The sequence below is a fragment of the Carboxylicivirga litoralis genome (assembly GCF_025499605.1).
GTDB lineage: Bacteria > Bacteroidota > Bacteroidia > Bacteroidales > Marinilabiliaceae > Carboxylicivirga > Carboxylicivirga litoralis.
In genome coordinates this window covers 1-25,584 of sequence record NZ_JAFMVC010000021.1, presented here as the reverse complement: position 1 = coordinate 25,584, position 25,584 = coordinate 1, and the positions used below count along the sequence as shown (strand labels likewise).

The 25,584-nt window shown below is 38.5% G+C and carries 21 protein-coding genes; 17 read left to right on the top strand and 4 right to left on the bottom strand.

The window, feature by feature from the left end:
• On the bottom strand, window positions 1-1,386 hold the full coding sequence (locus tag J1N10_RS16345; RefSeq protein ID WP_262327806.1) for a hypothetical protein: 1,386 nt from the start codon (window positions 1,384-1,386) through the stop codon (window positions 1-3).
• Between the two features lie 117 nt (window positions 1,387-1,503).
• On the opposite strand from J1N10_RS16345, the gene J1N10_RS16340 reads away from it, so the two are divergent.
• Window positions 1,504-2,172 carry a potassium channel family protein gene (locus J1N10_RS16340; protein ID WP_262327805.1) on the top strand — a complete coding sequence of 223 codons (669 nt, stop codon included), beginning with the start codon at window positions 1,504-1,506 and terminating at the stop codon, window positions 2,170-2,172.
• Here J1N10_RS16340 and J1N10_RS16335 read toward each other — a convergent pair.
• The gene (locus J1N10_RS16335) at window positions 2,169-3,254 is read right to left on the bottom strand and encodes an alanine racemase (protein WP_262327804.1); all 1,086 of its coding nucleotides are present in this window, start codon (window positions 3,252-3,254) and stop codon (window positions 2,169-2,171) included. The genes J1N10_RS16340 and J1N10_RS16335 overlap by 4 nt on opposite strands.
• Window positions 3,255-3,311: 57 nt before the next feature.
• On the opposite strand from J1N10_RS16335, the gene J1N10_RS16330 reads away from it, so the two are divergent.
• Window positions 3,312-3,815, top strand: a complete 504-nt coding sequence (locus J1N10_RS16330; RefSeq protein WP_262327803.1) for a GNAT family N-acetyltransferase — start codon at window positions 3,312-3,314, stop codon at window positions 3,813-3,815.
• Window positions 3,816-3,904: 89 nt separating this feature from the next.
• Here the strand turns inward: J1N10_RS16330 and J1N10_RS16325 are convergent, their stop codons facing one another.
• Window positions 3,905-5,206 carry an NCS2 family permease gene (locus tag J1N10_RS16325; RefSeq protein ID WP_262327802.1) on the bottom strand — a complete coding sequence of 434 codons (1,302 nt, stop codon included), beginning with the start codon at window positions 5,204-5,206 and terminating at the stop codon, window positions 3,905-3,907.
• 18 nt (window positions 5,207-5,224) lie between these two features.
• Entirely contained in the window at window positions 5,225-5,911 is a 687-nt protein-coding gene (locus J1N10_RS16320) for a DUF5020 family protein (RefSeq protein WP_262327801.1), read from the bottom strand.
• A gap of 241 nt (window positions 5,912-6,152) precedes the next feature.
• Here J1N10_RS16320 and ileS point away from each other — a divergent pair, with 241 nt between their 5' ends.
• The 15 genes from ileS to J1N10_RS16245 all read left to right on the top strand — a co-directional run bounded on the left by ileS (window position 6,153) and on the right by J1N10_RS16245 (window position 25,168).
• Window positions 6,153-9,584 carry an isoleucine--tRNA ligase gene (ileS, locus tag J1N10_RS16315; protein ID WP_262327800.1) on the top strand — a complete coding sequence of 1,144 codons (3,432 nt, stop codon included), beginning with the start codon at window positions 6,153-6,155 and terminating at the stop codon, window positions 9,582-9,584.
• Between the two features lie 32 nt (window positions 9,585-9,616).
• Window positions 9,617-9,994: a TraR/DksA family transcriptional regulator gene (locus J1N10_RS16310; protein WP_262327799.1), complete on the top strand. Its 378-nt coding sequence runs from the start codon at window positions 9,617-9,619 to the stop codon at window positions 9,992-9,994.
• Between the two features lie 168 nt (window positions 9,995-10,162).
• A complete protein-coding gene (locus J1N10_RS16305; RefSeq protein WP_262327798.1) occupies window positions 10,163-10,765 on the top strand; it encodes a lipoprotein signal peptidase in 603 nt (200 codons plus the stop codon).
• 262 nt (window positions 10,766-11,027) lie between these two features.
• Window positions 11,028-13,448, top strand: a complete 2,421-nt coding sequence (locus J1N10_RS16300) for an SLBB domain-containing protein (protein WP_262327797.1) — start codon at window positions 11,028-11,030, stop codon at window positions 13,446-13,448.
• 210 nt (window positions 13,449-13,658) lie between these two features.
• On the top strand, window positions 13,659-14,765 hold the full coding sequence (locus J1N10_RS16295; protein ID WP_262327796.1) for a Wzz/FepE/Etk N-terminal domain-containing protein: 1,107 nt from the start codon (window positions 13,659-13,661) through the stop codon (window positions 14,763-14,765).
• Between the two features lie 24 nt (window positions 14,766-14,789).
• Entirely contained in the window at window positions 14,790-16,205 is a 1,416-nt protein-coding gene (locus J1N10_RS16290; RefSeq protein ID WP_262327795.1) for a nucleotide sugar dehydrogenase, read from the top strand.
• Window positions 16,206-16,348: 143 nt separating this feature from the next.
• On the top strand, window positions 16,349-17,266 hold the full coding sequence (cysD, locus tag J1N10_RS16285; protein WP_262327794.1) for a sulfate adenylyltransferase subunit CysD: 918 nt from the start codon (window positions 16,349-16,351) through the stop codon (window positions 17,264-17,266).
• An 89-nt stretch (window positions 17,267-17,355) separates the two neighbouring features.
• Window positions 17,356-18,873 (top strand): sulfate adenylyltransferase subunit CysN, encoded by a 1,518-nt coding sequence (cysN, locus tag J1N10_RS16280; RefSeq protein ID WP_262327793.1) that lies wholly within the window; start codon window positions 17,356-17,358, stop codon window positions 18,871-18,873.
• 18 nt (window positions 18,874-18,891) lie between these two features.
• Window positions 18,892-19,998, top strand: a complete 1,107-nt coding sequence (locus J1N10_RS16275; protein ID WP_262327792.1) for a DegT/DnrJ/EryC1/StrS family aminotransferase — start codon at window positions 18,892-18,894, stop codon at window positions 19,996-19,998.
• 16 nt (window positions 19,999-20,014) lie between these two features.
• Window positions 20,015-21,439: a lipopolysaccharide biosynthesis protein gene (locus tag J1N10_RS16270; RefSeq protein ID WP_262327791.1), complete on the top strand. Its 1,425-nt coding sequence runs from the start codon at window positions 20,015-20,017 to the stop codon at window positions 21,437-21,439.
• Window positions 21,440-21,477: 38 nt separating this feature from the next.
• On the top strand, window positions 21,478-22,356 hold the full coding sequence (locus J1N10_RS16265) for an LbetaH domain-containing protein (protein ID WP_262327790.1): 879 nt from the start codon (window positions 21,478-21,480) through the stop codon (window positions 22,354-22,356).
• Window positions 22,353-22,943: a hypothetical protein gene (locus tag J1N10_RS16260; protein ID WP_262327789.1), complete on the top strand. Its 591-nt coding sequence runs from the start codon at window positions 22,353-22,355 to the stop codon at window positions 22,941-22,943. Before J1N10_RS16265 ends, J1N10_RS16260 begins: the two co-directional genes overlap by 4 nt.
• Before the next feature lie 4 nt (window positions 22,944-22,947).
• Window positions 22,948-23,868, top strand: coding sequence for a ketoacyl-ACP synthase III (locus J1N10_RS16255; protein WP_262327788.1), 921 nt, complete (start codon window positions 22,948-22,950; stop codon window positions 23,866-23,868).
• A 20-nt stretch (window positions 23,869-23,888) separates the two neighbouring features.
• Window positions 23,889-24,119, top strand: coding sequence for an acyl carrier protein (locus tag J1N10_RS16250; RefSeq protein WP_262327787.1), 231 nt, complete (start codon window positions 23,889-23,891; stop codon window positions 24,117-24,119).
• Between the two features lie 125 nt (window positions 24,120-24,244).
• Complete coding sequence (locus J1N10_RS16245) at window positions 24,245-25,168, top strand: glycosyltransferase family 2 protein (protein ID WP_262327786.1); 924 nt, start codon at window positions 24,245-24,247, stop codon at window positions 25,166-25,168.
• The last annotated feature ends 416 nt before the right edge of the window (window positions 25,169-25,584 follow it).

Genomic DNA, 25,584 nt, shown 5'->3' with positions numbered 1-25,584 from the left:
TTAGTTTTCAGGTTTGTAGTCAGTTAGGTTTTTCGAAACGTGTTGAGCGCATTCCTTTAACAGATTATTCTCCAGCGAAGCCAGTGATTGAATGTCTTTTTTGTTTTTGAATAATGCGCGTAATTGACGGTTCGCTTCATCTGAATCATACACTTGGTCGGTTGATGATTCTTTGTCGATGTATTTCCAGGTGCCGGCTACTAGTTGTTTGTAATCACCATCGAATTTGGCATAGTGGACTTTGTCTTTTTTCTCACCATAGTAGGTGTCGGCAAAAGCCTTTTCGTCTTTGTCGATGCGGTCTAAGTCGTAGCTCAGCGAAATAGCTACACTATTTTCCTGCTCATACTCGTAGTAGCGTACTTTGGTGTACTTCACCTTTTCTTCCTTAAGTTCGGTTTCCGGGTTGGTGACAATAACGAGCTGTTTGAGATAGCCCTTTTTTTCTTTTTTTTGCAATTGGCCCTGTGTCTTTTTATAGACATCAATACGGGCCGATAAAATTGTTTTGGCTTCGAAATTGGTTCCGAACTGCTTGGCGTATTTCAGTGCCAGGCTTGGGTCTTTTGTTTTGGTCCAGTCGGGTAAGGTCTGAATTGCTTCGTCACTAACTGTCTGATAAAATGGTGATTTTATTTTTGATATTTCAGCAACCACCGATTCCTTCACGGTTGATGTATAATTTCGATAGTTTCTGTATTTATAAGAAAATGGTAGAACAGCCACCGTTACTTTTGCCTTATCCAGGCACTGGTTTTGAAGCTCAATACTGTTTTTATAACCTTTGGTGCCCGTGTTAATGGTATTGAAATCGGCATAGGCACTTCTAAATTGTTCTGATTGAATCAATTCATTGCCATGGCGGTAAATAGGTTCGTATTTAGCTGTTAACCATTGGCTCTGTACATCTTTAAAGTTTTTGTCAATGGAAAGAATCTCTGAAAACTGGTTTTCTGCATTTTTAAACTCTTCCAGGTTAAGGGCTTTCATGCCATGCTGATAAAGGATGTCCAGATACTTATCTTTTACCTCCAGGTAATATTCTTTTTGCTCTTCTGATAGTATTAATTTCACCCCAAGAGCTGATAGCTGATTGTAATAACTTTCGGCTTCCCTGTATGCATATACAGCATCTTTAGCTGTTCCGTTGTTGTATTGGTTCTGAAATACTTCAACCTTGTCCTCTAAAACAAGTTGCCCTGTGCGCTGCAAACCCAGTTTAGCATCAATGTTATTTTTATTGGATTTGAGGGATTTATAGTACAGGGTTGCGGCATCGGTGTATAAACCGGCTTCGTCAAATTTCTGGGCCTTATTGTAGTTGCGTTTGCTGGCACATGACGATAGTAGTATCAGGCCAATTAATATTGGTAATAGTTGTTTCATTTGCGATTCGAGTTATTCTATTTTGAGTAGTTGAACGTGAATTATCAAAAAGTGTTCCGATTTATAAAGGATTAATTTAGATTTGTTAATCTAACCAACTGATCAATAAAAATGGGAATGATTAAGCATTTAGATACCAGGCAAAATTTTAAGCAATTGATGAGTAACTGGGGATTGCTAATTATTTTATGCTTTACGATTTTCGCTTTGCCTTTATTTACGGCCTTTCTCAAATTTCGACTGTTTGAAATTTTCGTTACGCTTATTGTGTTAATATCGGCTTATGCGACCAGTGAAGAGGGTAAGCCTAAAGTGATATTGCAGGTGCTTGTAGCGTTTGTTGCCATCTGGATAACCAGAATCGCAGATTTAGAGGTGATTAATTACCTGGCATCAATTTGGTTGGTTGTGTTTTTTATGTTGCGTGTTTTGAAGTTTATACGCCAACTGTCACGAAAGGAAGATGTTAATGCTTTGGTAATCATTGAGGCCATAAATGGTTATTTGTTGATTGGAGTTGGTTTTGGCATTCTGATCAATATGATTACCAACCAATTCCCGGGAGCATTTAATTTTGCGACTGATGCTTCAGCCGGTCACATCTACGATTCTTTTTACTATACTTTTGTGTCGATGACAACATTGGGATATGGTGACTTATTGCCGCATACTCCAATGGCCAAATCGTTGGCTTTAATGATTACTTTGTGCGGACAGTTCTACCTGGTTATTATTATGGCTCTTCTTGTGGGAAGGCTATTAACAGGAGCAGACAGGAAACATTAAATTAGCATATTAATGTACTCGCCTTCTGTTGTCGCGTATTTTTTTATGAGATTAGCTGTCAGGCATGAGTGAACGGGAAGGATAGCAAGCATATCGCCAATATTGATATTGCTAAAGTGCTCTTGAGGCATTTTAATAATCCCATGTTCCTGCGATAATTTAGAGATATATCCTAATTGTTTCGAAGTATCCCAGTTGCGATCATTTAAAGGGTGCGCAGTGCCATATTGTGGTGTTCCGTCATTGATGATTTGGTCTTTTGAAAAATGGACAGCGCCACCATGGATAACAATTTCACCGCGTTCCGGATGTTTGGCGACAACGGGGCAAGCCATCGCCACGGCAATATCATTAAGGTTGCAGGAGCCGATATGAGCTTGCATAGCATCATAAAAAGCAAAGTTACCTGGTCGAATCTCGTCGAAGCCTTCAAAATTATCAGATAGTGAGCATGAAGGCGTGTCGCCATATGAAATTTGTATCAATGGAAAATCGTTGGCCATAAATGTTTTTAGCGCTAGCAATTGTTGGCGCGATGAATCCATAATGTTGATAATTTCCTCTTTGCTATTGGTGTTGTATGTATGTCCGGCATGACAAAGGAAACCAATGAAGATAAGGTTCTTACATGTTTTTAGTTCTTTCAATAGAGCCTGTATGCTTTCATAATCCTCGGCGTTGATGCCGGTACGTCCGTAGCCGGTATCAGTTTTAATATAGGTGCCTACCGGATTCGTCAAATTTCGCTCCAGTGACTGAATCGTATCAATTGATTCGACAACAATGTTGAGGTTAATTGTTGAAGCTAAGTCATTGATGGTTGACCACTCACGAATATTGGCCGGAAATGCAATGGTAATATCTTTCCAACCGTTCTCTGCGAAATAAACTGCCATTTTAACTGAAGAAACGGTGATGCATTCTACTTCATACTCGCGAAACCAAGAACCTACTTCGGCCGATTGGTGTGTTTTAAAATGGGGACGAAATAATACATTCGTTTTTTTTGCTTTTGTGGCCATTCGTTCGATGTTGGCCAGACATTTAGCTTTGTTGAGTAGTAATGTTGGTTGTGTCAGCATTGTCATCAGTTTAATGCAAATATAGCTATTGAAAGAATATTCGTTTATTTTTAAGCCATGGAGTATCCCAAATTATTTAAAAAAGCAGCCAGCCAGGTTTTATACTATTTCTATAAATTTTCAGGCATTGCACAACAAAAAGTATTGGTCAAATCAATTAAAAGTGAAGTGCGGTTTAATGATAAAGTATTACCACAACGCGAGTTTTATGCATTGAGCAAGCGTGGAAAAGAGATGGCTTGGGGGAAAGTGGTGCTCGGTCGTTTTTTAGAGTATAAATACCACTATTGTATTTTTAATGGGACTGTCGTACATCCGTTATATAGAAGACGAAATCTGGCCTCAAAGCTGGTAAAAGCCCGGGTTGATTTTTGTCGAAAAGAAAACTTTGAATACCTACTGGTTCCTGTTGAATCAACGAATATGGCTTCCATAAAAACGATGGTGAATTGTGGATTTAGTTTTCCTCCAAAATCAGAATGGACCAAGTGGATGAAAGCAGAGCTTGAATTAATGCAAGGCAATGATTTAATGGTTGGCGTCATTGATTTGAAGCAATAGAAAGAGGCCAATCAAACGAAAGGCCTCTTCTATATTCTGGGGGCATTCAGCTTCTGCCTTCAGCCTCATTGTATTTTAAACTAATGTCGTTACATAAACACAAATTTCAATATAAATAATACAGCTAAGATATAAGCGACAATTGAAATATCTTTGTGTTTACCTGTAAATAGCTTCAGAATCACGTACGATAAAATACCAAATACAATACCTTCTGCGATAGAGAAAGTCAATGGCATCATTATCAATGTGAAGAATGCAGGAATAGATTCCGTGAAATCTTCTAAATCCAGATTCTGAATAGGAGTCATCATCATTACACCAACCAATACCAATGCCGAAGCAGTTGCTGCTGCCGGAATCATCAGGAATAATGGTGATAAGAATAATGCAAAAACAAACAAGCCTGCTGTTGTGAGCGCTGTCAGACCAGTGCGTCCGCCTTCGGCCACACCCGATGCTGATTCAACATAGGTCGTTACAGTTGAGGTTCCCAGGGCAGCACCAACAGTAGTACCGATAGAGTCAGCCATCAGCGCCTGTTTTACATTGGGAATACGACCATCTTTGTTGATCATTTTGGCTTTAGTCGAAACGCCAATTAATGTTCCAACGGTATCAAACATATCCACAAATAAGAATGTGAATAACACAGTAATCATGGTGAAGATGCCTTCGGCTGTGTTAAGCCAGCTCCATTCAAATTTCCAGGCAATGGATGAAATAGAAGGCACTGAGAAATCAAAGTGTGGCATTTGAGTAACACCCAGTGGAAGGCCTACAATGGTGGTTACCACCATACCTATTAAAAGAGCGCCTTTCACTTTAAGCGCCAATAAGGCTCCTGTTAGCATAATGCCACCTAAAGCTAAAAGTACACCAGCTGACTTCATATCGCCTAGGTGCACGAAAGTGGCATCGTCAGCTACTATGATGCCGGCATTTTTCATCCCGATAAAGGCAATGAATAAACCAATACCCACTGAAATGGCATTTTTGATACTTCCAGGTATCGCATTGATAATTAACTCACGAATATTAAAGGCTGTCATTAAAATAAACAGGATACCTTCAAGGAATACAGCTGTTAAAGCAAATTGCCAGCTCATGCCCATGCCAATACATACACCAAAAGCAAAGAACGCATTAAGTCCCATGCCAGGAGCTAAGGCAAAGGGCAGCTTAGCCCAAAGAGCCATTACTAAAGTACCAATAGCAGCTGAAATAGCCGTAGCGGTAAAAAGAGCACCTTTATCCATGCCTGTTGCTGAAAGAATATCCGGGTTAACAGCAAGGATATAAGCCATTGTCATAAACGTTGTAATACCTGCGATTACTTCCGTTTTTACAGTGGTCTTATTTTCTGATAATTTGAAGAATTTTTCTAACATGATCGTACTAAGTTAAAATTAGAAAGTCCACTTAACAGCAAGGGTTGGATTAACAACAAATTCGTCTTTAACGAAATTGTTGCTCATTTCAATTTCACTACCGAAAGAGAAGTTTTTGCTGGCATTATACCAGATTTGTGGTTCCATCAAGAAGCGATAATCTGTATCCCAAATCATTTCTTCTTTCCAGAAGTCAGCAAAGCCGGTAAATGATAATTTTCTGTCCATGAAATGCAGCCCCCAAACAGCAGTAAGCTGAAAAGATGCATCTTCTTTATCTTTGATGTATTTGTAGTTAGCTTGAATCGTTAATACCTTAGAGAAATCAGCATTGTTAAAAGTATATTGACCACCTACTAACCAGGCATTTTCTATAACGGTGAATGGTAGTGGGTCATTAAGTTTGAAATTACCACTGTTAAACTCAACTCTTGGTTCAAATTTCTGATTTTCGTTCCATTTAAAGCTGCGCGCAATCTCCCAATAAGCTAACGAAACACCATTGTCAATGCCTCTTGTGTCGTTGCTGTAATCCATATCAACAAAAAAGAAAGTACTACCATACTTATCTGGCTTAAACATTTCTAAGGTTGTGGTAATTTGCTTGCGCTCGTCACCAAAATCATAATGTACTTGTAAATTTTGAGCTTTTGCAAAAGCACTAAAAGCCATAACGGCAACCAATGAAAATAGAATTCTTTTCATAAGTGATGTGTCTTAATAGTTTATACAAATGTTATCGATGGCGCAAAAGTAAGGATATTTTTGCATCGAATAATGATTAATTTCGGCAATTGTTTGATGAATAGCTTATTTAAAGTGATTAAAAGAAAGTTCAGATAAATGTGATTTATCCTGTGTTTAAGTGTTCAGAATCATTTGCTTTTCACTATACCAACATCTATATTTGTAAACTTTTTAAAATTTAGGGTAAAATATTGAATTAATGAGCGCAAAATTTCCGGAATATAAAGGATTGAATTTGTCACAGGTTAACAAAGATGTTTTGAAAACCTGGGAGGAAAATGGAGCATTTGAGAAAAGCATCACTACCAGAGAAGGTAAACCGACGTTTGTGTTCTATGAAGGGCCACCGTCAGCCAATGGTATTCCTGGTATTCACCACGTGATGGCGCGTACGATTAAGGATATTTTTTGTCGTTTTAAAACACAACAGGGTTTCCATGTCAAGCGTAAGGCAGGATGGGATACACACGGTTTGCCTGTTGAGCTTGGTGTGGAAAAAGCTTTAGGCATCACCAAAGAAGATATAGGTAAAACCATTACTGTTGCAGAATATAATGAGGCTTGCCGGAAGGATGTAATGAAATACACCGACTTGTGGGAAGACTTAACACATAAGATGGGTTACTGGGTGGATATGGACGATCCATATATTACCTACGATAATCGCTATATCGAAACATTATGGTGGCTGTTAAAAGAGCTGTATAAAAAAGGTATGCTTTATAAAGGTTATACCATTCAGCCTTATTCGCCAGCTGCCGGAACTGGTTTATCAACGCACGAGTTGAACCAGCCGGGCTGTTACCGCGATGTAAAAGACACAACTTGTACAGCTCAGTTTAAGATTGTGCGCAATGAGGTGTCGGAAAAGTTATTTGAAGGCGATGAAGATTTGAGCTTTTTAGCCTGGACAACTACGCCATGGACACTGCCTTCTAACACTGCCTTGGCAGTTGGACCTAAAATTGAATACGTAAAAGTCAAATCATATAATCCATATACTGGCGCACCGGTGTCGGTTATTGTGGCTAAATCGCTGGTGAATAATTATTTTAATCCAAAAAATGCTGAGTTGGATTTTGATGCTTATCAGCCAGGTGATAAAAAGATTCCTTTTAAAGTAGTGGCTGATTATGTGGGAACTGATTTAGAAGGCGTTCGCTATGAGCAATTAATGCCATGGGTGAAGCCTGATGGTGATGCGTTCCGTGTAATCTTGGGTGATTATGTAACCACTGAAGATGGTACCGGTATTGTGCATATCGCGCCTACTTTTGGTGCGGATGATGACCGTGTAGCTAAGGTGGCAGGCATTGCGCCGCTTATCTTAATTGACAAAGAAGGGAAGCGTCAGCCAATGGTTGATAAAACTGGTAAGTTCTTTAAGATTGAAGACCTGGACGAAGCTTTTGTAGCTGAGTTTGTTAATAAGGAAGCGTATGGCGAATATGCCGGACGTTATGTGAAAAATGATTACGATGCTTCTTTAGGAGCTGATGCGCCAACTTTAGATGTTGACTTGGCGGTGATGCTAAAGAAAGAAAACAAAGCATTTAAGGTTGAGAAGCATGTTCACAACTATCCACATTGTTGGCGTACTGATAAACCGGTATTGTATTATCCCTTGGATAGCTGGTTTATTAAGACAACAGCAGTGCGTGATCGCATGATTGAGCTGAATAAAACCATCAACTGGAAGCCAGGTTCAACCGGAACCGGTCGTTTTGGTAAGTGGTTGGAGAATTTAGTAGATTGGAACTTGAGTCGTTCGCGCTATTGGGGAACGCCATTGCCAATTTGGAAAACAGAAGACGGAACTGAAGAAAAGTGTATTGGCTCTGTTGAAGAGTTAATGAATGAAATAAATAAGGCTGTCGAGGCTGGTTTGATGGAGAAGAATCCATTTGAAGGCTTTGAAGTGGGTGATAATTCAAAGGATAATTACGAGAAGATTGACCTGCACCGTCATCATGTGGATGGTATTGTATTGGTATCTGATAGTGGACAGCCCATGCAGCGTGAGGCAGACTTGATTGATGTGTGGTTCGATTCAGGAGCGATGCCGTATGCGCAAATCCACTATCCGTTTGAAAACAAAGAAGGATTCGACCAGGTTTATCCTGCCGACTTTATTGCCGAAGGTGTTGACCAGACGCGTGGATGGTTTTTTACCCTGCATGCTATTGCCACCATGTTATTCGATTCTGTAGCTTTTAAAAATATCATTTCTAACGGATTGGTATTAGACAAGAAGGGTAATAAAATGTCGAAGCGCCTGGGTAATGGTGTTGATCCATTCGAAGTGATTGAGAAGTATGGTTCAGACCCATTGCGTTGGTACATGATAACCAATGCGCAACCATGGGACAACCTGAAATTTGATATCGCCGGTGTGGATGAGGTGAAGCGTAAGTTCTTCGGAACCTTATATAACACCTATTCATTCTTTGCACTATATGCCAATATTGATGGATTCTCAGGCAAAGAGGCCTTAGTGCCTGTTGAAAAGCGTCCTGAGATTGACCGATGGGTGATGTCGCTATTGAATTCATTGGTAAAAGAAGTGACAGAAGCCTATGAAAGTTACGAGCCAACTCGTGCGGGGCGTGCCATCCAGGATTTTGTGATGGAAAACCTGAGTAACTGGTACGTGCGTTTGAATCGTAAACGTTTCTGGGGAGGAGAGATGAATGAAGATAAGTTGGCTGCTTACCAGACTTTATATGCATGTTTGGAAACAGTAGCTTTATTGTCGGCACCAATTGCACCGTTCTTCACGGACCAACTGTTTATCGACTTAAATAAGATGTCAGGTAAATATGCCGATGTGTCGGTTCACCTGGCCGAATTTCCATCGTTTGATGAGAAAATGATTGACAAAGAGCTGGAAGAGCGTATGGAATATGCACAATCTATCTCTTCTATGGTGTTAGGTTTGCGTCGTAAGGTGAATCTTAAAGTGCGCCAGCCCTTGAATAAAATCATGATTCCTATTCTGGATGACGCTTTTGAGCATCAGCTGGAAGCCATAAAGGATTTGGTATTGGCAGAGGTGAATGTCAAAGAGATGGAGTATCTGAAAGAAGATGCTGGCATCTTGGTGAAGAAGATTAAACCAAACTTTAAAACCCTTGGGCCAAAGCATGGTAAGAACATGAAAGTAATTTCAGGAGCAATAAATGCCATGGGTCAGGAAGAAATTGCTATCTTCGAGAAAGAAGAACAATATACACTGGATGTCAACGGACAATCCATCGTTCTAACACTAGAGGATGTTGAAATCATGTCAGAGGATATTCCGGGCTGGTTGGTTGCCAATGAAGGTAAGATAACCGTAGCTATGGATATTAATGTGACAGATGAATTGCGAGAAGAAGGTATTGCACGTGAATTTGTTAATCGCATCCAGAACTTGCGTAAAGATTCAGGTTTTGATGTGACCGATAAAATTAAATTGCAGATACAACGTCACGATGCTATTAATGCAGCAGTAGAAAAGCATGCAGGCTACATCGGTGCGCAGACGCTTGCTGTGGAGGTGAAATTAGTGGATCAATGCAATAATGATGGTGTAACAACCGTTGAAATTGATGATGAAATAACCACTGCTATGCAAATTGAAAAGGCATAAGTGGTTTGTTTGATAACTAAAATTGAGTCATTATGGCTGAAAAAACACGTTACTCAGATGAAGAGCTTCAGGAGTTTAAAGAAATTATCCTGAAGAAACTTGATAAGGCCAAGAAAGATTATGAATTGCTGAGAAATACCATTACTCACCAGGATGGTAATGATACGCAGGATACGTCACCTACTTTTAAAGTGTTGGAAGAAGGGGCGGCGGTGCTGTCGAAAGAAGAAGCAGGAAAATTAGCCCAGCGTCAGCAAAAATTCATTCAGCACCTTTCCGCAGCTTTAGTGCGCATTGAAAACAAAACTTACGGCTTGTGTCGTGTAACCGGGAAATTGATTCCTAAGGAGCGCTTGAAAGCTGTGCCACATGCTACTTTAAGTGTTGAAGCTAAGCAGGGGCAGAAGTAAAAACTGTTTGATTCAATTTAGCATGTAATAAAATAAGGTGACCAATGGAGAAACTTTATCCATTGGTCATTTGTGCGTTAAATCGGATCGGTTAATTTAGCTTAAAAGACGAAACAAGAAGAGGTTTCGCGCGTAAGTACAATCAACAATTGTTATAACACCACAACTATGTCAGTATTAAAAAAATCATTTCTAATTATATTTATTATTCTGCTGGTTGATCAGCTTAGTAAGTTCTACATTAAAACGCATATGATGCTGGGTGATGAGATACCTGTTTTGGGTAATTGGTTCATCATTCATTTTGTAGAAAACAACGGGATGGCTTTTGGGATGCAATTGGCTGGTAAATTCGGGAAAGCTTTTTTAAGTATTTTTAGGATTGTTGCCGTTATTGGTATTGGCTGGTATATGGTGAATCTAAGCAGAAAAGGAGCGCCTAAAGGTTTGGTGTATTGTGTTGGATTAGTGTTGGCGGGAGCATTGGGTAATATCATCGACAGTGCCTTCTATGGAATGATTTTCGATCATAGCTATGGTCAAATAGCCACTTTTTTGCCTGAAGCAGGAGGGTATTCATCTTTCTTGCACGGTAAAGTAGTCGATATGTTATATTTTCCATTGATAGAAGGACGCTATCCGGAGTGGTTTCCCTATGTAGGAGGTAATCCGTTTATCTTCTTTAGACCTGTTTTTAATATTGCCGATTCGTCAATAACTATCGGTATTTTTATAATATTATTTTTTCAAAAGCGTTTTTTTAAGGAGTAGTTGTTTAATAGGTAATATGTGGCATTAATTCTACTTATTATTATGTTGAAAAACTCTTTTTATTATTAAGGGATTATGGGTTTTTATCCATAACTTCGCGCCGTCTTTTGCGTAGTAAAAGAAGGTGTTTTTACTGGGCTCTGGAGCTCAGTTTGTTAAGCTTTCTGCTTCTGGTTAAATATGTAGATTTAATGGGAGTCAGGAAGCGTTAGCGTATCTAAAATTAACAAGTGAACACCCAAATGTTCAAAAACTAACACGAATGAGATTAGGTTGTTTATTATTCTTTTTAGTGATTGCACTGAGTGCCTTGAACGTACAGGCACAAAGCATCGATCCGAATTCTGTAGATGTTAAGTCAGTTAATGTAGACGACTTAAGTGATGCTCAGATAATGCGTATGATTCAGGAAATGGAGAAACGTGGTTTATCAGAGCAGCAAGTGATTGCATTAGCCCAGGCGCGAGGAATGAGTCGTGAGCAAATAGCAAAGATGCAACAGCGCATTAATGAAATAAAGCTAACTGGAGGAACAGCTGCTAATCAACAAACAAGTGGTACAGGCATGACTGATACATTTGGTATGACTGAATCCATTAAAATGCCAGTCGATTCAGCGGTAGTGGATCAACGTATTTTTGGCTTCTCATTTTTCAACAATGAAAACCTGACCTTCGAACCAAATATCAACTTACCAGTGCCTCCGTCGTATGTATTAGGGCCTGGCGATGAGATATTGATTGATGTTTGGGGTGTTTCTCAACAGAGTTACAACCTGCCGATTGATAAAAATGGCTCAATTAACATTCCTAATGTAGGACCAGTTCAGGTGGGTGGTTTATCGCAAGAAGCCGCTCAAAAACGCATCTTTAGCAAGTTAACGTCTATTTATAGTGATCTTAAATCATCCAACCCGAGAACGTTTGCCAGTATTAATGTGGGGACGGTGAAATCCATTAAGGTGAATGTGATTGGTGAAGTATTTTTACCAGGAACATATACACTGCCCGGGACAGCCACTGCTTTTAATGCCTTATACTTATCAGGAGGACCTAATAAAGAGGGGTCGTTTCGTAATATACAAGTCATACGAAATGGTGAGCTGGAAGCAACGTTAGATGTATATGAATTCTTAATCAGAGGGAAAAGCGATATCAATGTGCCATTAAGTGATGGTGATGTGATTTTGGTACCTACTTATGAAAAACGTGTAAAGGTAGGTGGTGAATTTAAACGCAATGGTATTTTCGAAGCCAAAGGAGAAGAGAAGGTTAGTGATTTAGTGGAGTATGCCGGAGGCTTTACAGAAAATGCCTATACGCATCGCATCGAACTCTACCGCACCACCTCGCGTCAACGTGCTTTTAAAGATGTGTTAGCCGATAGTTTCGATAAGATTTTAGTTCAGAGTGGAGACAGTGTTTTTGCAGGCAGTGTATTAGAACGTTTCGAAAACAAAGTGAGTATTGAAGGAGCCGTGTATCGCCCGGGTAATTATGAATTAACAGAAGGATTGACTTTAAAACAATTGATTGATAATGCCGATGGTGTGCGCGAAGATGTATTCCTTAACCGGGGCTTGGTGACTCGATTGATGGATGACCTGACATTGCAGAATATCACGTTTAATGTGGGAGAAGTACTGCGAGGAGAAAAAGATATCGAGTTAAAGCGCGAGGATATGGTAACAATCTCCTCCATAGATGATTTACGAGAGATTCGTACAGTAGAGATTTATGGCGAAGTGCAATATCCTGGTGAGTTTGATTACAATGAAGATATGACCTTATCTGATTTAGTCTTTAAATCAGGTGGTTTTAAAGAGTCGGCATCAGAGGCATTTATTGAAATATCCCGTCGTTTATCTTACGAGGAGGCTCAAAAGGCAGGTGACAAGATTGCACATGTTTATCAATTTACCATATCGCGCAACTTAAAAATGAATGGCGAAGATGCTAAATTCATTCTGAGTCCATACGATCAGGTATTTGTGCGACAGTCACCAGGATATGAAGACAAGTCAGTGGTGAATGTAAGGGGTGAAGTGAACTACGCCGGTCAGTTTAGTCTGACCTCAAAAAAAGAGCGCGTTTCAACCATTATCCAGCGCGCTGGTGGCTTATCGCCTAACGCCTATGCCAAAGGAGCCATGTTAACCCGTAAGGTAGAAGTGTCACAAAAGGTAAAGCGCTTACGTGAGCAATTAGTAGCTTCAGATACATCATTGGTTTTTGATGATTTGGGTTTTGATGTTGTCAGTATTGACTTAGAGAAGATATTAAAGCATCCGGGAAAGAAAGATGATATTTTCTTACAAGATGGTGATGAGTTGGTTATTCCGAGAGAACTACAAACTGTGAAAGTGACAGGGGGTGTTTTGAATCCATTATCAGCCTCTTATATTGAAGGCAAAAGTTTGAAACATTATGTGCGTTCTGGTGGAGGTTTCAGTCTTAGAGCGAAAAAAGGAAAGTCTTATGTGATTTATCCGAATGGAGCTGCTGCATCAACTAAAAGCTTTTTATTTTTTAGAAGCTACCCGAAAGTAATGCCAGGTTCTGAGGTGGTCGTTCCTGAGAAACCACAAAAAGAACCATTACCTGCAACAGCCTGGATAGCCATGGCCAGTGCTTTAGCGTCACTGTCATTAACGATTGTAACGATTGCAGATAGAATGAAATAAAGACGTTTAAGAAATATTAAACGCTGAGAGCTATTAGCAATTAGTTATAAACGATGACTAAAATAAGAAAGAGGGAAATCTGGAAAATATCAAACAGGATTAATATAGAACCACAAAGTCACTAAGAACACTAAGTCTTTTTTTCGTGACCTTCGTGCCGTTAGGGCTAAACAAAAACATTCATCTGAAGAAAATATAACAGTTCATTAAATGAATATAGAAAATACAAAGGTTAACCTGCAAATAATCAAAGATGACGAAATAGACCTCATCGCTCTCGTCAAAACTATCTGGAATGGTCGTAAAACAATTTATTATTCTATTGGAGTAGCTGTTTTTATTGGTTTAATCATTGCTTTTACCAGTCCGGCTAAGTATGAGGCATACTGTACATTGATTCCATCTGAGGAAAAAAAAGGAGGCATGGGTAACCTGAGTGCCTTAGCAGGAATGGCGGGTATTAACCTGGGGAGTATGATAGGACAGTCATCAGGTATTCCTGCTGAAATCTATCCGCAGGTAGTGAATTCATACCCATTCAAAAAGGAAATGGTCCATCAGAAGTTTCACTTCGAAGATTATGCAGAACCAATTTCTCTGTATGAATATGCTGTGGCTGATACGATTGAGTCTTTAGGCGGTAAAGTAGTTAAATACACTATTCGTTTACCCTGGACAATAAAAAATGCATTATCCAATTCAGACTTGGGAGAGGAGGAGGTGCCTGATTATGGTGTTTTAAACCTTTCTGAAGAAGAATTAATGGCCATGGGAGCTGTTGAAGAAGTTGTGCTGATTGAAGTGGATAAAAAAACAGGACTAATCAATGTATCAGCGGAATTAGGTGAGGCGGTATTAGTTGCCCAGGTGGTACAAAAAGCAGTGGAACTGTTACAGGGTTACATTATCAAATATAAAACGAAACAGGCCCGTGAACATTTAGAATTTATACAGCGGCAGTTTGATGATAAGAAAATAGAATACGAAAAAGCACAGCGGACATTTTACAGCTACAAAGATCAGCATCGCAATATGGTGTCGGAGCGGGTTAACCTGGAGTTTCAGCGTTTAAGTGATGAATACGATATGTCTTCAAGTGTTTTTAAGGGTTTGGCTCAACAATTAGAGCAGGCTAAAATAGCAGTAAATGAGCAAACACCTGCTTTCACCATATTAGAGCCTGCTAAAGTGCCTATAAAGAAGAGTGCGCCTAAGAAGAAAATAATACTGATTGTAAGTGTATTTTTGGGGGGCTTTTTAGGTCTTGGCATTGTATTTGGAAAGTTGGCATGGTCACATATAAAGAAGAATTTTTAAGCTAGTATCTTAAGTTATGATATAATGAACATTCCTGAAAAAATTACAAACATCTGCTGCATCGGTGCCGGATATGTTGGAGGGCCAACCATGGCCGTGATTGCACAAAAGTGCCCTGAAATAAAAGTAACTGTTGTTGATATTAATGCACAACGCATAGCCGATTGGAATGATGAAGATCTGGATAAGCTGCCAATTTATGAGCCTGGTCTAAAAGAAGTGGTTCAGAAAGCGCGTGGTCGTAACCTGTTCTTCTCCACAGAGGTGGAGAAGTCGATTGACGAAGCACAAATGGTGTTTATTTCGGTGAATACACCTACTAAGACCTATGGAGTTGGTAAAGGTATGGCAGCCGATCTGAAATATGTAGAGTTATGTGCCCGAAGTATTGCCAAAGTAGCTTCTTCAGATAAGATCGTGGTTGAGAAATCAACTTTACCAGTTCGTACAGCTGAGTCAATCAAAACTATTTTAGATGCCGAAGGCAAAGATGTTCAGTTTAAAGTTTTATCCAATCCGGAGTTTTTAGCCGAAGGAACGGCTATTGATGACTTGCATAATGCTGATCGTGTCTTAATTGGAGGTGATCAGGATAAAGATGGGATTAAAGCAATTCAATGCTTAGTTGATATTTATGCTCATTGGTTACCAAAAGAAAGGATACTAACCACGAATGTTTGGTCATCTGAACTTTCCAAGTTAACTGCTAATGCTTTCCTAGCACAACGAGTATCATCTATTAATGCTATTTCAGCACTATGTGAGAAAACGGGTGCTAATGTAGATGAAATAGCCAATGCGATTGGAGCAGATAGCCGTATCGGTAAAAAATTTTTAAAAGCTTCTGTTGGTTTTGGAGGTTCTTGTTTTCAAAAAGACATTTTGAACCTTGTGTATATTGCTCGTTCCTATGGTTTACAAGATGTGGCTGATTACTGGGAACAAGTTATTAGGTTAAACGATTACCAAAAGAGACGTTTTGCAGAAAAGATTGTAAAAACATTGTTTAATACTGTCACAGGCAAAAAAATAACGATGCTTGGCTGGTCATTTAAAAAAGATACAAATGACACAAGAGAATCAGCAGCAATTTATGTGGCTGACTATTTGTTAAACGAGCAGGCCGAGATAGTCGTTTATGACCCTAAGGTAAAGGAAGAACAGGTTTATGCAGATCTCGATTATTTAAACACACGTTCGGAAGAAGAAAATAAACGATTGGTGCAAATAGTTAATGATCCATACGAGGCTATGGATGGTTCGCATGCCGTTGCAATTTTAACTGAATGGGATGAATTTAAGACTTATGATTGGGGAAAAGTTTATCAAGGCATGAAGAAGCCTGCTTTTGTGTTTGATGGTAGGAGCGTCATAAATATGACTTTATTGGATGAAATAGGGTTTAAATTATATACAATTGGAAGGGTGTTAAACGATTAGATGAATTATAGTGACATTGGATGTTGCAATCAATACAGATAATGATAAGGTTTAAATATAGTAGCTTGAGGAATTACAAGTATAGACTTAATATAAACCACTGGAAGGTATTTGATCAACACTAAAAGTCAATAACAATCAATATGAACGAACAAATAGACTATAATATCTCTCATTTAAAAGAGCTCGAAGCAGAAGCTATTCATATTATTCGCGAGGTGGCCGCCGAATTTGAAAATCCAGTGATGCTTTATTCCATTGGTAAAGATTCATCGGTTATGGTGCGCCTGGCAGAAAAAGCATTTGCTCCAGGAAAAGTACCATTCCCATTGATGCATATTGATTCGAAATGGAAATTTAAGGAGATGATTGAATTCCGGGATCAATATGCACAAGAGAAGAATTGGGATCTTATTGTGCACCACAATGAAGAAGGCTATAAATCGGGTATCGGCCCCTTTACTCATGGAAGTAAAGTGCATACTGATGTGATGAAGACACAGGCACTTTTAGAAGGACTTAATAAGTATGGCTTTGATGCAGCTTTTGGAGGTGCGCGTCGAGATGAGGAGAAATCGCGTGCAAAAGAGCGTATATTTTCTTTTCGTGATAAGAATCACCAGTGGGATCCTAAAAATCAACGCCCCGAATTATGGGATATCTACAATACAAAAGTACACAAGGGGGAATCAATCCGCGTATTTCCAATTTCCAATTGGACAGAATTGGATGTTTGGCAGTACATTCGCCTAGAAAATATACCTATTGTTCCACTTTACTATGCTAAAGAGCGATCAGTTATTGACGTAGATGGTAATTTAATTCTTGTGGACGATCAACGTATGCCAAAAGAATTGGCCGACAAAGCAGAGAAACGCATGGTACGCTTCCGTACTTTAGGGTGTTATCCTTTAACAGGCGCGGTAGAATCTAATGCTACATCCGTAGAGGATATTGTTGAGGAGATGATGACAGTAACGGTTTCAGAACGTACAACACGTGTCATTGATTTCGACCAAGATGGGAGCATGGAGCAAAAGAAACGAGAAGGGTATTTTTAAGAGATTCACGAACTCACTATAATAGAATAGACTATAGGAGATTTGTTAAAGCGATTTCCTGATAATTAGTGAGTTAAATATTAATAATAATGCTAAACGAAGCAACATTAAATATAAAAGAATTTCTCGCTCAAGATGAGAAAAAAGACTTACTCCGTCTATTAACTGCAGGATCAGTTGATGATGGAAAGTCGACATTGATAGGTCGCTTATTATTCGATAGTAAAAAACTCTACGAAGATCAGCTCGATGCCTTAGAGCGTGATAGTAAGCGCGTTGGTAATGCAGGTGAAGAGATTGATTATGCATTGCTACTCGATGGTCTAAAAGCTGAGAGAGAGCAAGGTATAACAATTGATGTGGCTTATCGCTATTTCTCCACCAATAAACGAAAGTTCATTATTGCGGATACCCCAGGGCACGAGCAGTACACTCGTAATATGATAACGGGTGGATCTACCGCTAACCTCGCTATAATTTTAGTAGATGCGCGTACTGGAATTATCACACAAACCAAACGACATACCTATATTGCATCGTTGCTTGGGATAAAGCATGTAGTTTTGGCCGTTAATAAAATGGACTTGGTAAATTATAGCGAAGAGCGTTATTTGGATATTTGCCAAGACTATGCTGCATTTGCCAGCGATTTAAATGTTGAGAATTTTTATACCTTCCCACTGTCTGCCTTAAAAGGAGATAATGTTGTAGATCGATCAAAAAATACACCATGGTATAAAGGAGTATCCTTACTTGCTTTCCTTGAAGAGGTTGAGATATCAAAGGATCGTAACTTTGATACCTTGCGTTATCCTGTTCAGTATGTCAATAGACCAAATCTCGATTTTCGTGGCTTTTGTGGTAAAGTAAGCTCTGGGATTGTTAAGAAAGGTGATATCATAGTAGCGTTGCCATCAGGTAAAAGCTCTATCGTAACGGGAATTCATACTTATGATGGCGAAGTGGATAAAGCATTTCCACCCCAGTCGGTAACGATAACCCTGGCTGATGAAATAGATATCTCACGTGGTGATATGATTGTACATCAAGAGAATCAGCCCGTAGTAACACAAAAAATTAATGCAATGTTGGTCTGGATGGATGAGAAACCTCTCAATAAAAGGACACAGTTTTATCTGAAACATGCCAACAATACCACTAAGGCGATCATAACATCTATTCGCCACAAAGTTGATGTTAATACTTTGGAGACAAGTACGGTTGACAGCCTTGATTTGAATGCCATCGCATCGGTTGAAATAGAGACAGTACGGCCACTATTGGTAGATAAATACCAAGACATAAAAAGCTCAGGTGCTTTTATATTTATCGATCCAATAAGCCATAATACAGTTGCAGTCGGGATGATTAGTGAAACTCAGGCTGTACTTAAGGATGATTTTAAAATTAAAGGGGAGGTTTTTAAGGTCAAGACAGAGAGTGAGCTAGAGATTAAAAGTCAAGAACTAAGAGCTAAAGGCAGCAAGCCAATAGTTTTAAAACAAGAAGAACTTGGACTTACTAACGACCAACTAGAAAATGTTCTAGGATGTCTTTCTAAACAAGAATTTTGTGTAGTTTTTTTGGATAATTTGGAACAAAACTAAAGATTCTTATAATTTTATATGGATAACAAAAAAGTATTTGTAACACAGCCGGCATTGCCTGATCTCGAGGATTTTATTCCATATATAGAGGAGATTTGGAATAACAAGATATTGACAAATAATGGCCCCTTTCATCAAAAGCTAGAAGAGGAATTGGCTAAACACCTTAATGTTCCCTATGTTTCACTATTTGCGAACGGTACGCTTGCTTTATTAACAGCGTTGCAGGTTTTGAGGATAACAGGAGAGGTGATAACAACTCCGTATTCCTTTGTAGCAACATCGCATTGCCTATTATGGAATCAACTAACACCTGTGTTTGTTGACATTGAAAAGGAATTTTGTAATATAGATGCCGAAAAGATAGAGCAGGCAATCACGCCCAAAACTTCGGCAATATTGCCTGTACACGTATACGGTAATCCTTGTGCTGTTGAACGCATTCAGGAAATATCTGATACCTATGGTTTAAAAACCATATACGATGCTGCGCATGCCTTTGGTGTGAATTACAAGGATACCAGTATCCTGAATTATGGAGATTTGTCGATACTAAGTTTCCATGCTACCAAAGTGTTTAATACCATTGAGGGAGGGGCTATTATTAGTCACGATTTAACGACCAAAAAGCGCATTGATTATCTGAAAAATTTTGGTTTTGCCGGAGAAACAAAGGTTGTGGCTCTTGGGATTAACTCAAAGATGAATGAGTTACAAGCCGCTTATGGCTTATTACAGTTGAAGAATCATGACCGCAATATTGCTGAAAGAAAACGTGTGGCTGATACTTATCAAAAACTGTTAAATGGAATTACGGGAATTCGACTGTTAACAGAACAAGTACAGACAGTTGGCAATTATGCCTATTTTCCAATTTTTGTGAATGGTGATGCTTATGGTAGTACAAGGGATGATCTTTATGAAAAGTTAAAGAAGCATAATATATACGGGCGAAGGTATTTTTACCCACTAATTAGTGAGTTTCCGATGTATAGAGGGTATGATTCTGCAAAATCTCATAACCTTCCCAATGCAACGGAAATTGCAGAGCAGGTGATCTGTTTGCCGATTTATCCAACTTTAGAAGAAGTTGAAATCGAAAGAATATGCAATATAATTAAATAATAGTCCATTGAGTTCAATGTTAAAACAGAGAGCTGTCAAAGGTGTGGTGTGGAGTGCGATACAGCGCTTTTCTTCGCAAGGAGTACAGTTCGTACTTGGCCTTATTCTTGCACGCCTACTTGCGCCGTCTGATTATGGACTTATTGGGATGCTGGCTATATTCATAGCTATTTCGGAAACTTTTATCGACAGTGGTTTTTCTACCGCTTTAGTGCAAAAAAAAGATTGTGATGAATTAGATTATTCCACCAGTTTCTATTTTAGTGGTGCTGTTGGCTTTTTATTCTACGCCCTACTTTTCTTATTTGCACCGTTTATAGCGGATTTTTATGACGAACCTCAATTGGTTCAACTAACACGAGTTGTTGGTTTGACCTTAATCGTTAACTCTTTAGCGATAGTACAAAGAGCCAAGTTTACCATTAATATTGATTTTAAATCGCAAACAAAAGCAGCGGTAAGTGCGATTACTATTTCTGGTGGTGTGGCCATATACTTAGCTTATGCGGGATTTGGTGTGTGGGCTCTAGTGGTCCAAAATATACTTCGGAGGACCTTAGACCTGATTATACTGTGGTCTATCTCCAAATGGATGCCTCGGCATGGCTTTTCGTTCCTGCGTTTTAAGGGTTTATTCTCTTTTGGGTCTAAACTATTAATCTCTGGTTTACTTGATACGGTTTTTAAAAATATCTTTACGATTGTGATAGGGAAGGTATTTTCGGCTCAATCACTTGGCTTTTTTACGCGCGCCAAACAGTTCTCAGAGTTTCCATCGTCTAATATCACTACCATAATACAACGCGTAACCTTTCCGGTGCTGAGTGTGGTGCAAAACGATGATATTCGCCTACGCGAAGGCTACCGTAAGATTATTCGTCTGGCAGCTTTGGTCGTTTTTCCCTTAATGATGGGGCTGGCTGCTTTGGCCAAACCTTTAGTGATTACGATTTTGACGGCAAAGTGGACTGAAACAGTGTGGATGCTACAAATTATGTGTTTTGCCATGATGTGGTACCCTATCCATGCCATTAATCTAAACGTGATTAATGTCAAAGGACGATCGGATCTTTTCTTGAGAGTAGAGGTGATTAAAAAAGTGATTACAACTATTATGTTAGTAATTACTATACCAATAGGTATAAAGGCTATGCTTATTGGCCAGGTGGCAACATCCTTGTTAGGATTGTCAATTAACACGTACTATACTCAACGAATAATTAATTATGGCTTTTGGCAGCAGATGAGGGATATTGGTCCCGTCTTGTTGTTAAGCCTGATGATGGGAACTTTAGTTTATTTGACAATAGGAATGACTAGCTCAATGCTTTGGCAATTAACCATTGGTACTTTCTCTGGCTTGCTTTTTTATGGAGGAATAGCATGGGGCTTTAATGTCGGCAATGTTCGATTGATTAAAGATGTTATCTTCAAGAATTAAGTCATTGTTGTATCTTTGCAAAATAATAAAATAACTAAATGAGACTAAGTGAAGTATTGGACAACGAACAGCTTGTAAGGGATGGCGAAATAAGCTCCACTTATTCACCACATTACCCAACGAAACAGTCCATAGCTTATGCTACAGATGCATTAGCTATCGAGAAACTCAATAAAAATGCTCAGGTATCTGCTGTGATTACCAAGGAAGATCTTATTGACCTTGTAGCCGAAGATATGGGATTGATTGTGAGTGAGGATCCACAGAAGTGCTATTATGAGCTGCACAACCGTTTAGTCAGGATAGAGAAGCTCCAATTAGTCACGACAGCTTATATCGACGAAACAGCCGAGATTCACTCCACGGCTATTGTATCACCCAAGGTGCAAATAGGTAAAAATGTAAAAATTGGTGCCGGTACCATTATTAAAGATAATACGATAATAGGCGACCATTGTGTGATAGACGACTATGTCATAATAGGCTCTGGCGGCATGCAAAATACCACTGTTGATGGCCACGTTTTCTTTTTGGAAACTGCCGGTGGTGTTAAAATTGAAAAAAATAGCCACATCCTTACCGGAGCTATTATCCAAAAGCCCTACCATGCCTTCTTTACCCATGTTGGTGCTAATACAAAGATTAGTAACCGTTGCGTTATAGGCCATGGTAGCCAAATAGGTGCAAATGTTATGATAGCAGGATCTTGCCAGATTGCCGGCAATGTTAACATTGGTAATTCTGTGTGGATAGGTCCTTCATCTACCATTAGCGATGGTCTTACAATAGGCAACAATGCCAAAGTGCGTTTAGGGAGTGTGGTAATAAATAACGTTGTAGATAATGCAGATGTGTCGGGCCACTTTGCCTATAGTCACAAACGTAATATGTTAAACTTTCTAAAAGCAAAGAAATGAAGAAAATTAAATTAAATTTCTCGTTTAAAGGCAAGAGAAACTATGTGCAAGGACCAGATATTTTTGATGCGGTTGTTGATGCATTAGAATTAAAGCAAGAGTCGGTAAAAAACATAAAGTACAGTGCACATGATTGGATTAGAAACAATGCAGCACTAATATTAGACCCAGAAGAGGGGATCGAAAAATACAGTTCTCTCATAACTTATTATGTCGATGATGTATTACACAAGGCCTACGTGGTAGATACTGACGTAAAGATTGACAAAAGAACTGATTATTCTGAGGACTATGTATTCAGAAATTCAAAGATTAATGGCGATACTATTAAGCTTAACTACAATACCCAAGGTTATACTTTTAGCGAGCTGGTCGTATCCATGAACAAATGCTACATGCAAGACATGCACAGCGATGGCAAATGGATTGTGACCAAGTTTGAGTACGCTACCTTAGAAGGTATTTGTGATTACATGGCGAAAGATGTAACGATACAGTTACAAAAGAACCTAAATAATAAGTTAACAAAGAGTGAAATCTCGATCGATAATAAGCCAGTCGGTTATATTTATTTTTCATTAGTTTAAAGTTATGCTGGGAATACAAAACATAGGCACTTACTTGCCAATTGACACAGTGTCTAATTACGATTTAAAAGAGAAGTTTGAGATGGATGACTTCTTTATTCAAAATAAAATTGGCGTAGAATCCGTTACACGTAAAAGCGATGATGAGGATAGTTCTGACTTGGGAGTAAAAGCCTATCGCAATTTACAAGAAAAAGCGGGCTTTGCATCTGAGGAACTCGAATGCCTGGTGGTGGTCACACAAAATCCGGACCATAACATACCACATACTTCTGCAATGATACATGGTAAGCTTGACCTACCAGAGAGTTGCGCAAGCTTCGATGTGTCACTAGGCTGTTCCGGCTTTGTCTATGGTTTGTCTGTTATCACTGCATTTATGACACAAAATGGCATGAAGAAAGGTGTACTGATCACTGCCGATCCGTATTCAAAAGTACTGGATACAGAGGATAAAAATACCTCATTGCTTTTTGGGGATGGAGCCACGGCAACCTTGATTTCCGATACCCCGATTTTTACCAGTGAGCGTTTTACTTTTGGCACATCCGGTAAGGGGTACGAAGGATTGATATGCCGTAACGGACAGTTATTTATGAGTGGTCACGCCATCTTTAATTTTGCAGCTAAGATCGTGCCTAAAGACGTAAAGAAGCTGCTAGAACAATGTAATCACAGTACCGATAGTGTCGATCGCTTTGTCTTTCACCAAGGGAGCAAGTATATAGTTGATACTTTACGAAAGCGCCTTAGAATTGCTGAGGAGAAAGTGCCGTTCAAAATCAATGCCTATGGTAATACTGTTTCATCATCTATTCCCTTTATTTTGGCTGACATGTTAGAAGACACAAGTATAAATACCTGTTTGATTTCAGGATTTGGAGTTGGCCTGTCCTGGTCAAGTGCATTGTTGAAGAGATTATAAAGTTTAAAAACGATAATAAGATGAAACTAACAGAAGAAAACATTATTGAATTACTTAAGAAAGAATTAACTGGACATGTTGATTTCAAAACTTTTAAAAATGACATCCCCATGACAGATCAAGGGGTTGACTCCCTTGATAAGCTAACTCTTTTTTTGGGTATTGAAGAGCACTATGGGATTAAGATCGAAGAAGAAGATATAGACAGAATTAACACGGTTAATGAGATACTAGCTTTTGTCAATAAATAATGTCAATCTGATACTCATATTATTTAGAGCAGGTGTAATGTTGCAACTTGTAGTGCCTAAACCTGCTCTTTGAACTGCGTATTTCATTTTGTCCAATAGGGATAAGCTTATTTTATAAGAAAGAGATGAATCACAAACAAGTAATGGTAAGCATTTGTTGCCAAACCTATAATCATGTCGGTTATATACAGGAGGCTTTAGATAGTTTTCTAATGCAAGAGACAGATTTTACCTTTGAAATTTTACTGAGAGATGATGCCTCTACAGATGGTACTGCAGAAATCTGTAAAGATTATGCAACTAAACATCCGGATAAGATAAATCTATTAGCATACGATGAGAATCAATATGTGAAAGGTGTTAGGCCCTTGGTAGACAATATAAAACGTGCTAGGGGTAAATACATAGCCCTTTGCGAAGGGGATGACTATTGGACAGATCCAAACAAGCTGCAAAAGCAGGTTGATTTTTTAGAAGAGAACGAGGAATACTCAGGTTGCGGACATCAGGCAATACGAATCAACGAGATAGAGTTGACCGAGAAAGTGTTTTTTAAAAATGTTGCACCTACCTTACATTTAAAGGATATTTTATTTCATAGGAAATTTCATACAGCCTCCTTAATGTTTCGCTCATGTATTACGAAAGAAAATAAATTTCCTTCAAATATATTTTCAGGTGACAGAGCTTTAAACTTTCTTATAGCTTCTAAAGGTCCTATATCTTTTTTAGCAGATACAATGTGTGTTTACCGAAAAAATGCTGGAGGTATATCCTCAAAGGTAACTGTTGAGATGTTGAAAAACGATTTTAACATGATTCCTTGGCTTTATAATATTAATCACAATTTTCCAAGAAACACTTATAAATCCATCATTTATAAAACCTTATTTGAATATCCTAATCATATTGGATTTTGGAGCTTTATTAAGTATTACTTTTTATACCTATTTTATTCATTTTCTTATTTTCCGAAAAACATCATGCCTGTTGCGAAGTTTACAGTTGGCAAGATATACGATGCTATGAAGGAGATTATTAAAAAATAATTCATAGAAAAATGTATAATGATTCTATCTCATGCGAAGGTTATTTGTACTTATAATGATAAGTACATATCGCAGATATAGATAAAAAAGAATAGATGCAGAAATTTCTTTTCAATATAGAATGGTTTTTAGAATTAGCTTTTCTCTAATACTCAACTATCATCTATTCTGTAATATCCTATAATTCTTGAAAATTTATAGGGACTTACGATTTTAGAAGTTAAAATTGGATGTACTAAAGTGGTATATCTAATTTAATATTCATTTAAGTAAAGTCATAAATAGTTAATAGTATTCACAATCGATTAAAAGCAACGAATTATATTATAACACAACTACATGAATACATTTATAATACTACATTATCAAGTTTATAAAGATACTATTGAATGTGTAAATTCAATTTTTGATTCGAT